Raw genomic sequence first — 8,867 nt, forward strand, 5'->3', positions numbered from 1 at the left:
CCCTTCCAGGCAGCGTACGCCGGAGCCCCTCTGATTGCAGGGGGCTCCGGCGCACCTCACGGGCGGCAACGCGGACGGGTACGCGGCTCCCCCTGCCAACCCAGCGGTCAGCGAACCGGCTGACCGACCTCCCGCAACGCGTCCTTCACCTCGCCGATACGCAAGTCACCGAAGTGGAAAACAGAAGCGGCCAGAACCGCGTCCGCGCCCGCCTCGACCGCCGGGGCGAAGTGTTCGAGGCGGCCCGCGCCGCCGCTCGCGATGACCGGGACAGTCACATGGCGGCGGACGGCCGCGATCATGTCGGTGTTGTAGCCGTCCTTGGTGCCGTCGGCGTCCATGGCGTTGAGGAGGATCTCCCCCGCGCCCAGCTCGGCCGCGCGGTGCGCCCATTCGACGGCGTCGAGGCCCGTACCGCGGCGACCGCCGTGGGTGGTGACCTCGAAACCGGACTCGGTGCCCGCGTCAGTGCGGCGGGCGTCGACGGAGAGGACCAGGACCTGGCTGCCGAACCGTTCGGCGATCTCCTGGATCAGCTCCGGCCGCTCAATGGCGGCGGTGGCGACGCCTACCTTGTCGGCGCCGGCGCGCAGCAGCTTGTCGACGTCGTCGGCGGTGCGGACGCCGCCGCCGACCGTCAGCGGGATGAAGACCTGCTCGGCGGTGCGGCGGACCACGTCGTAGGTGGTCTCCCGGTTGCCGGAGGAGGCGGTGATGTCGAGGAACGTCAGCTCGTCGGCGCCCTCCTCGCCGTAGATCTTGGCCATCTCCACGGGGTCGCCCGCGTCGCGCAGGTTCTGGAAGTTGACGCCCTTGACGACCCGGCCGCCGTCCACGTCCAGGCAGGGGATCACTCGGACCGCGAGGGTCATGGTTCAGGCTCCTCGGAATGCTTCCACTTCGACTTCGACGACCATGCGGGAGTCGACGAAGCCGGATACGACGATCATCGAGGCGGCCGGACGGACCGCGTCGAACAGTTCCTTGTGGGCGCGGCCCACGGCGTCCACGTCACGGGCGTGGGTGAGGTACATCCGGGTCCGTACGACGTCCTCCGGAGCGAGGCCGAACTTCTCCAGCGCCTCGAAGGCCACCCCGAACGCGGTGCGGGCCTGCTCGTACGGATCGCCCTCGTGCGCGATGGCTCCGTCCACGACCGAGGTGCAGCCGGAGACCAGCACCAGCCCGTTGCCGAGCCGTACGGCCCGCGAGTATCCGAAGGCTTCCTCATAAGGCGAATGGGAACTCACGCGCTGTACGGGCTCGGGTGCGGTCATACGGACACAGCCTCCAACGCTTCTTCCAAGGTGAACGCCTTGGCGTAAAGGGCCTTGCCCACGATGGCGCCTTCGACACCCTCCGGTACCAGCGTGGCGAGCGCCCGCAGATCGTCAAGGGAGGAGACGCCTCCGGAGGCGACGACGGGCTTGTCGGTAGCGGCGCACACGTTCTTCAGGAGCTCCAGGTTGGGGCCCTGGAGCGTGCCGTCCTTGGCGATGTCGGTGACGACGTAGCGGGCGCAGCCCTCGGAGTCGAGGCGCGCGAGGGTCTCGTACAGGTCGCCGCCGTCACGCGTCCAGCCGCGCCCGCGCAGCGTCGTGCCGCGTACGTCCAGGCCCACCGCGATCTTGTCGCCATGCTCGGCGATGATCCTGGCGACCCACTCCGGGGCCTCCAGGGCGGCGGTGCCGAGGTTGACGCGGGTGCAGCCGGTGGCGAGGGCCGCCGCGAGCGACGCGTCGTCCCGGATGCCGCCGGAGAGCTCGACCTTGATGTCCATGGCCCGCGCGACCTCGGCGATCCGTGCCCGGTTGTCGCCGGTGCCGAAGGCCGCGTCGAGGTCCACCAGATGCAGCCACTCGGCGCCCGCCCGCTGCCAGGCGAGGGCCGCGGACAGCGGGTCGCCGTAGGACGTCTCGGAGCCGGACTCGCCGTGCACGAGGCGTACGGCCTGGCCGTCGCGGACGTCGACGGCGGGGAGGAGTTCGAGGCGGTTGGAGCTCATGGAGGCGGGTCCTAGAGGGTCTTGAGCCAATTGGTCAGGAGCTGGGCTCCGGCGTCGCCGGACTTCTCGGGGTGGAACTGGGTGGCCCACAGCGGGCCGTTCTCGACCGCGGCGACGAACGGCTCGCCGTGCGTCGCCCAGGTGACCTTCGGAGGGTTGATGTGATCGTTGGAGATCTCGAAGCCCCACTCGCGCACCGCGTAGGAGTGCACGAAGTAGTAGTACGCCTCGGTGCCGAGGCCCTCGAACAGCCGCGAACCGGCGGCCGGTTCTACGGTGTTCCAGCCCATGTGGGGCACCACGGGCGCCTTGAGGGGCTCTACCGAACCGGGCCACTCATCAAGGCCCTCGGTCTCCACGCCGTGCTCGATGCCGCGCTGGAAGAGGATCTGCATGCCGACGCAGATGCCCATCACCGGGCGGCCACCGGCGAGGCGGCGCCCTACGATCCAGTCGCCGCGCGCCTCGCGGAGCCCCGCCATGCAGGCGGCGAACGCGCCGACGCCGGGCACCAGGAGGCCGTCGGCGTTCATCGCCCGGTCGTAGTCGCGGGTGATCTCGACGTCCGCGCCGACGTGCGCGAGCGCCCGCTCGGCGGAGCGTACGTTGCCGAATCCGTAGTCGAAGACCACGACCTTCTTCGGGGAGTTCGCGGAGCCGCCCATCAGTCCCAGACTCCTTGCAGCCGCATGACGCCTGCGACCAGGCACATCACGGCACCGATCGAGACGAGCACGATGAGGCCCTTCGGCATCTTCTGCTTCCAGAAGGAGTACACGCCGCCGGCCAGGAAGAGCCCCACAACGATCAGAATGGTAGACAGGCCGGTCACAGTGCGCCCTTGGTCGAAGGAAGAATCCCCGCAGCGCGCGGGTCGCGCTCCGCGGCATAGCGCAGGGCCCGCGCCAGCGCCTTGAACTGGCACTCCACGATGTGGTGCGCGTTGCGCCCGTACGGGACGTGGACGTGCAGCGCGACCTGGGCCTGCGCGACGAAGGACTCCAGGATGTGCCGAGTCATCGTCGTGTCGTACGTGCCGATCATCGGCGCGATGTTCTCGGGCTCCGTGTGCACCAGGTAGGGGCGGCCGGAGAGGTCGACGGTGACCTGGGCGAGGGACTCGTCCAGCGGCACCGTGCAGTTGCCGAAGCGGTAGATGCCCACCTTGTCGCCGAGCGCCTGCCGGAAGGCGGCGCCGAGCGCGAGGGCGGTGTCCTCGATGGTGTGGTGGGTGTCGATGTGCAGGTCGCCGTCGGTCTTGACCTTGAGGTCGAAGAGGCCGTGGCGGCCGAGCTGGTCGAGCATGTGGTCGTAGAACCCGACCCCGGTCGAGACATCCACCTGTCCCGTGCCGTCGAGGTCGATCTCGACGAGGACCGAGGTCTCCTTGGTGGTGCGCTCCACGCGCCCGACGCGGCTCATCGCTTGGTCTCCTTCATACTCTCGTCCCGCGCAGTACCGCGGTCCTTGAAAAGCGCGCGCACCGCGTCCAGGAACGCGTCGTTCTCGGCCGGGGTGCCGGCGGTGACCCGCAGCCAGCCCGGTACGCCGTTGTCGCGGACCAGGACCCCCTGGTCGAGGATGGCCTGCCAGGCGGCGTGCGCGCCGCCTTCGCCGTCGAATCGGCCGAATTGCACGAAGTTGGCGTCCGAGTCGGTGACCTGGCAGCCGATGGCGCGCAATTCGGTGACCAGGCGGTCGCGTTCGGCCTTGAGCTGCTGTACGTACCCGAGCAGCGTATCGGTGTGCTCCAGCGCGGCGAGCGCGGTGGCCTGGGTGACGGAGGACAGGTGGTACGGGAGGCGGACCAGCTGGACGGCGTCGACGACGGCGGGGTCGGCGGCGAGGTAGCCCAGGCGCAGCCCGGCCGCGCCGAACGCCTTGGACATGGTGCGGGAGACGACGAGGTTGCGGCGGCCCTCGATGAGCGGGAGCAGCGAGGGGCGATGGCTGAACTCGCCGTACGCCTCGTCCACGACGACGAGCGCGCCGCGCCCGCTGCGGGCCTCCTGCGCCGCGTCGTGCAGCCGCAGCACGGTGTCCGCCTCGACGGCGGTACCGGTGGGGTTGTTGGGCGAGCAGACGAAGACCACGTCGGGCCGCTGATCGTGTATGGCCCGTACGGCGGCGTCGACGTCGATGGTGAAGTCGTCGTGGCGGGGACCGGAGATCCAGCCCGTGCCCGTACCGCGCGAGATGAGCGCGTGCATGGAGTACGAGGGCTCGAAGCCGATCGCCGTGCGGCCGGGCCCGGCGAAGGTCTGGAGCAGCTGCTGGATGATCTCGTTGGAGCCGTTGGCGGCCCAGACGTTCTCGGCGGCGACGCGGTGCCCGGCGGTGCGCGTGAGGTACGCGGCGAGTTCGCGGCGGAGCTCGACGGCGTCCCGGTCGGGGTAGCGGTTGAGGGAGCGGGCGGCCTCGGTGACGCGCTCGGCGATCCGCTCCACCAGCGGCTCGGGCAGCGGGTACGGGCTCTCGTTGGTGTTCAGGCGTACGGGCACGTCGAGCTGCGGCGCGCCGTACGGGGACTTGCCGCGCAGCTCGTCCCGGATGGGGAGGGCGTCGATCCGGGACGGAGACGGCGACGGAGCGGCAGCGGGAGCGGGGTTGCCGGTCACTTACTCGGGCACCTTCCAGTCGAACCGCGCCTTGAGCGCGGCTCCGTGTGCGGGCAGGTCCTCGGCTTCGGCGAGCGTCACCACATGGCGGGTGACCTCGGCGAGCGCGTCGCGGGTGTAGTCCACGACATGGATGCCGCGCAGGAAGGACTGGACGGACAGGCCGGAGGAGTGGCAGGCGCAGCCGCCGGTGGGCAGGACGTGGTTGGAGCCGGCGCAGTAGTCGCCGAGGGAGACGGGCGCGTACGGGCCGACGAAGACGGCGCCCGCGTTGCGGACCCGGGCGGCGACCTCGGCGGCGTTCTCGGTCTGGATCTCCAGGTGCTCGGCGGCGTAGGCGTCGACGACGGCGAGGCCGTGGTCGAGGGAGTCGACGAGGACGATGCCGGACTGGCGGCCGGCGAGCGCCTCGGTGATCCGCTCGCGGTGCTTGGTGGCCGCGACCTGGGTGGTCAGCGCGGCCTCGACGGCCTCGGCGAGCGCCTCGGAGGGCGTGACGAGGACGGCGGCGGCCAGCGTGTCGTGCTCGGCCTGGCTGATCAGGTCGGCGGCGAGGTGAGAGGCGTCGGCGGTGTCGTCGGCGAGGATGGCGATCTCGGTGGGCCCGGCCTCGGCGTCGATGCCGATACGGCCCTTGAGCAGGCGCTTGGCGGCGGCGACCCAGATGTTGCCGGGGCCGGTGACGAGCTGGGCGGGGCGGCACTCGTCGGTGCCGTACGCGAACATCGCGATGGCCTGGGCGCCGCCCGCCGCGTACACCTCGTCGACGCCGAGCAGCGCGCACGCGGCGAGGATCGTCGGGTGCGGCAGGCCGCCGAAGTCCTTCTGCGGCGGCGAGGAGACGGCGAGCGAGGAGACTCCCGCCTCCTGGGCGGGCACGACGTTCATGACGACGGACGAGGGGTAGACGGCGTTGCCGCCCGGTACGTACAGGCCGACGCGCTCGACGGGGACCCAGCGCTCGGTGACGGTGCCGCCGGGGACGACCTTGACGGTCTTGTCGGTGCGGCGCTGCTCGCGGTGGACGATGCGGGCGCGCCTGATCGATTCCTCCAGGGCGGCCCGTACGTCCGGATCGAGGTCTGCGAGGGCGCGGGCGATGGCCTCGGCGGGGACCCTGACGCGGTCGATCCGTACGCCGTCGAAGCGCTCCGCGTAGTTGATCAGCGCCGCGGTGCCCCGATGATGCACGTCCTCGCAGATGGGCCGCACCTTCTCCAGGGCGGCCTCGACGTCGAGTTCGGCTCGGGGCAGCAGGTCGCGGTCGACGCCGGCGTCGGGGGAACCCTCGGCCGCGGCGGCGCCGCGCAGATCGATTCGGGAGATCACACGGTCAATTGTCTCAGACCGCCTCCGGCGGCCGACGTCCCGTATCACTCACTGATACATCCGCCCCGTGCCGCTCATCGGCAGCGCCAGGACCAGTTCTCTCTTACCACACGCGTTCAAGCAGTCACAGAGCGGGAATGGGGTGCCGTACAGGCGTACGGCGATTTCGGAGGGGGTGTGGCCATGTCCGAGCCGCCCAGCGAGCCGCCCGCCGGTCTTGAACTCACCACGGCCGAATGGGGCATGTGGCAGGCGTTCCGCAACGGCAGCACGCACGACCTGCGCACCCCCCACCCCGAGCAGAACGATCCGACCGGCCCGCACGCCTGGGGCCCCGAGCGCACGGTGCGGGCGCGGGTCATCGCGCTCCTGATGCTCAACGGGCCGCCCGCGCAGCCGGGCCGGGTCTCCTCGCTGAAGCTGGTCGGCGCGCAGATCAGCGGTGTGCTGAACCTGTCCGGCGGCACGATCGTGCCGTATGTCGAGATGCAGAACTGCCGGTTCGAGGAGCAGGTGCTGCTGCCCGAGTCCCGGTTCACCACGCTGCGGCTGATCGGCTGCTCGATACCCCGGCTGGAGGCGGCGCGGCTGACCACGGAGGGCGACCTGCACCTGCCGCGCTGCACGATCGACAACGGCATCCGTCTCACCGACGCCCATATCGGCACGGACCTGCTGCTCAACCAGCTCACCGTGCACAAGGACCGGCACGACCGGTCCATCGCCGCGGACGGGCTGACCGTCGCGCAGGACCTCCAGGCCGAGATGATGGAGTCGTACGGCGAGCTGAGCCTGCGCGGCGCGAAGATCGGCGTCTCGCTGAGCTTCCGCGGCTCGCGGCTGAACAACCCGTTCGGGAGGCGCGCGCTCAACGCCCCGCAGCTGACCGTCGAGCGGACCCTCTATATGACGGCGGCGGGGCTGACGGGCGCGTCGCCGTTCAGCAGCGGCACCACACCGCCGTACGGCATCCCCGTCACCCCCGAGCGCGGTACGCGCATGCAGCCCTTCGAGTGCCAGGGCGGGGTGCGGCTCGACGACGGGCGGTTCGGGGACGCCATCGACTTCAGCCAGGCGCGGTTCGTGATGGAGACCGAGCAGGAGCTGTCGCTGCGCCGTATCCAGACGCCCGAGCTGCGGTTCCTCGGGGAGGCGCAGCAGCGCGGCCGGGTCGTCCTGTCCGGCGCCAAGGTCGGCAATCTCATCGACCGGGCGTCGAGCTGGCCGGGGCCGGGCGGTCTGGTGATGGCCGGTTTCGCGTACGAGAGCCTGATCCCGCACGGGCACTTCCCGCTGTCGCGGCGGCTGGAGTGGGTGGCGGCCGCGACCCCGGAGTACGCGCCGGAGCCGTACGAGCAGCTGGCCGGGGCGCTGCGCTCCAGCGGCGAGGACGCGGACGCGCGGGAGGCGCTGCTCGCCAAGCAGCGCCGCCGCCGGGAGACGCTGCCGGTCGCCGGGAAGGCGTGGGGCTATCTCCAGGACTGGACGGTCGCCTACGGCTACAAGCCGGGCCGCGCCCTGGTGTGGATGGCGGTGCTGTGGGCGCTGGGCGCGCTGTATTTCTCGCTGTACCCGCCCGCCGCCCTGGTGCCCGGCCAGGCCCCGCACTGGAACGCGCCGCTGTACGCCCTGGACCTGCTGCTGCCGGTCATCGAGCTGGGCCAGGACACGTACTGGAAGCCGCTGGGCGTCGCGCAGTGGGCGGCCACCGCGCTGACCCTGCTGGGCTGGATCCTCGCCACCACGGTGGCCGCGGGAGCGACCCGCTTGCTGCGCCGCCAGTGAAACGGCGGACGGGATGGCTCCGGCGGCTATTAGGCTTGCGGGCTGTGACCACCGCGCGCCTTCCGCTCTTCCCGTTGAACTCGGTGCTGTTCCCGGGCCTCGTGATGCCCCTGAACGTCTTCGAGCAGCGGTACCGCGCGCTGATGCGCGACCTGTCCGAGCTCCCGGAGGAGGAGCCACGCCGCTTCGGGGTGGTCGCCATCCGCGACGGCCGCGAGGTCGCGTTCAGCGCTCCGGGCCTGCCGGACGAGACGGGGCGGCTGGAGCGCGGCCCCGGCGCGGGGTTCGGGACCGACCCGATGAACGCGTTCTACTCGGTGGGCTGCGCGGCGGACGCCGCCACGATCCGGGAGCGCGAGGACGGCTCGTACGAGGTGCTGGCCACCGGCACCACCCGGTTCCGGCTGCTGTCGGTCGACGCGAGCGGCTCGTATCTGACGGGCGAGGTCGAAGAGATCGAGGAAGAGGAGGGCGACGGCGCCGGAGCGCTCGCCTCCGGTGTCGTACGGGCCTTCCGCACGTATCAGAAGCGGCTGGCCGGGGCGCGCGAGCGGTCGCTGTCGGGCCAGAGCGACCTGCCGGACGAGCCGGCGGTGCTGTCGTATCTGGTGGCGGCCGCGGCGGTGCTGGACACCCCGACCAAGCAGCGGCTGCTCCAGGCCCCGGACACCGCGTCGCGGCTGGCGGAGGAGCTGAAGGTGCTGCGCGCGGAGGCGGCGGTGATCGGTAAGCTCCCGTCGGTGCCCGCCGTGGAGCTGACGCGTCGGCCGACCAGCCCGAACTGACGGCGCGGCGCCGCCCGCACTGCCCCTGATCGCGGAGAGCCCGGAGAGTCCCGGTGAAGAAGTCCAAGAAGCAGCAGTCCGGCGGCACGCCCGCCACCGTCGCCCTCACCGCGGCCGGCACCGCCTTCACCCTGCACGCGTACGAGCACGACCCCGCCGCCGCGTCCTACGGCGAGGAGGCCGCGCAGGCGCTCGGCGTCGACCCCGGTCAGGTCTTCAAGACGCTGGTGGCCGAGGTGGACGGGGCGCTGACGGTGGCCGTGGTGCCGGTGTCCGGCTCGCTGGACCTCAAGGCGCTGGCCGCGGCGGTGGGCGGCAAGCGCGCGGCGATGGCCGACCCGGCGG

At 71.6% G+C, this 8,867-nt stretch carries 11 protein-coding genes; 3 read left to right on the top strand and 8 right to left on the bottom strand.

The window, feature by feature from the left end; translation table 11 throughout:
- Positions 1–107: 107 nt before the first annotated feature.
- Genes hisF through hisD form a run of 8 tightly spaced genes read right to left on the bottom strand, consistent with a single transcriptional unit; the run spans position 108 to position 5,952 of the window.
- Positions 108–872: an imidazole glycerol phosphate synthase subunit HisF gene (gene hisF, locus ACFU99_RS22380; protein WP_384394646.1), complete on the bottom strand. Its 765-nt coding sequence runs from the start codon at positions 870–872 to the stop codon at positions 108–110.
- 3 nt (positions 873–875) lie between these two features.
- Positions 876–1,277 carry a RidA family protein gene (locus tag ACFU99_RS22385; protein WP_384394648.1) on the bottom strand — a complete coding sequence of 134 codons (402 nt, stop codon included), beginning with the start codon at positions 1,275–1,277 and terminating at the stop codon, positions 876–878.
- Positions 1,274–2,005 (bottom strand): bifunctional 1-(5-phosphoribosyl)-5-((5-phosphoribosylamino)methylideneamino)imidazole-4-carboxamide isomerase/phosphoribosylanthranilate isomerase PriA, encoded by a 732-nt coding sequence (priA, locus tag ACFU99_RS22390; RefSeq protein WP_384394650.1) that lies wholly within the window; start codon positions 2,003–2,005, stop codon positions 1,274–1,276. Before priA ends, ACFU99_RS22385 begins: the two co-directional genes overlap by 4 nt.
- Before the next feature lie 11 nt (positions 2,006–2,016).
- Positions 2,017–2,670, bottom strand: a complete 654-nt coding sequence (hisH, locus tag ACFU99_RS22395) for an imidazole glycerol phosphate synthase subunit HisH (RefSeq protein WP_384394652.1) — start codon at positions 2,668–2,670, stop codon at positions 2,017–2,019.
- Positions 2,670–2,837 carry a hypothetical protein gene (locus ACFU99_RS22400; protein ID WP_384394654.1) on the bottom strand — a complete coding sequence of 56 codons (168 nt, stop codon included), beginning with the start codon at positions 2,835–2,837 and terminating at the stop codon, positions 2,670–2,672. Before ACFU99_RS22400 ends, hisH begins: the two co-directional genes overlap by 1 nt.
- On the bottom strand, positions 2,834–3,427 hold the full coding sequence (hisB, locus tag ACFU99_RS22405) for an imidazoleglycerol-phosphate dehydratase HisB (protein WP_384394656.1): 594 nt from the start codon (positions 3,425–3,427) through the stop codon (positions 2,834–2,836). The genes ACFU99_RS22400 and hisB overlap by 4 nt, the downstream gene beginning before the upstream one ends.
- Entirely contained in the window at positions 3,424–4,623 is a 1,200-nt protein-coding gene (locus ACFU99_RS22410) for a histidinol-phosphate transaminase (RefSeq protein WP_384394658.1), read from the bottom strand. The genes hisB and ACFU99_RS22410 overlap by 4 nt, the downstream gene beginning before the upstream one ends.
- Entirely contained in the window at positions 4,624–5,952 is a 1,329-nt protein-coding gene (gene hisD / locus ACFU99_RS22415) for a histidinol dehydrogenase (protein WP_384394660.1), read from the bottom strand.
- A 183-nt stretch (positions 5,953–6,135) separates the two neighbouring features.
- Here hisD and ACFU99_RS22420 point away from each other — a divergent pair, with 183 nt between their 5' ends.
- The 3 genes from ACFU99_RS22420 to ACFU99_RS22430 form a co-directional block, all read left to right on the top strand.
- Complete coding sequence (locus ACFU99_RS22420; protein WP_384394662.1) at positions 6,136–7,737, top strand: oxidoreductase; 1,602 nt, start codon at positions 6,136–6,138, stop codon at positions 7,735–7,737.
- A gap of 44 nt (positions 7,738–7,781) precedes the next feature.
- Entirely contained in the window at positions 7,782–8,522 is a 741-nt protein-coding gene (locus ACFU99_RS22425; protein WP_384394664.1) for an LON peptidase substrate-binding domain-containing protein, read from the top strand.
- A 53-nt stretch (positions 8,523–8,575) separates the two neighbouring features.
- Positions 8,576–8,867: YbaK/EbsC family protein (locus ACFU99_RS22430; RefSeq protein ID WP_384394666.1), on the top strand; the 292-nt coding region annotated here is incomplete at its 3' end.

Source organism: Streptomyces sp. NPDC057654 (genome assembly GCF_042800135.1).
Classification (GTDB): Bacteria; Actinomycetota; Actinomycetes; order Streptomycetales; family Streptomycetaceae; genus Streptomyces.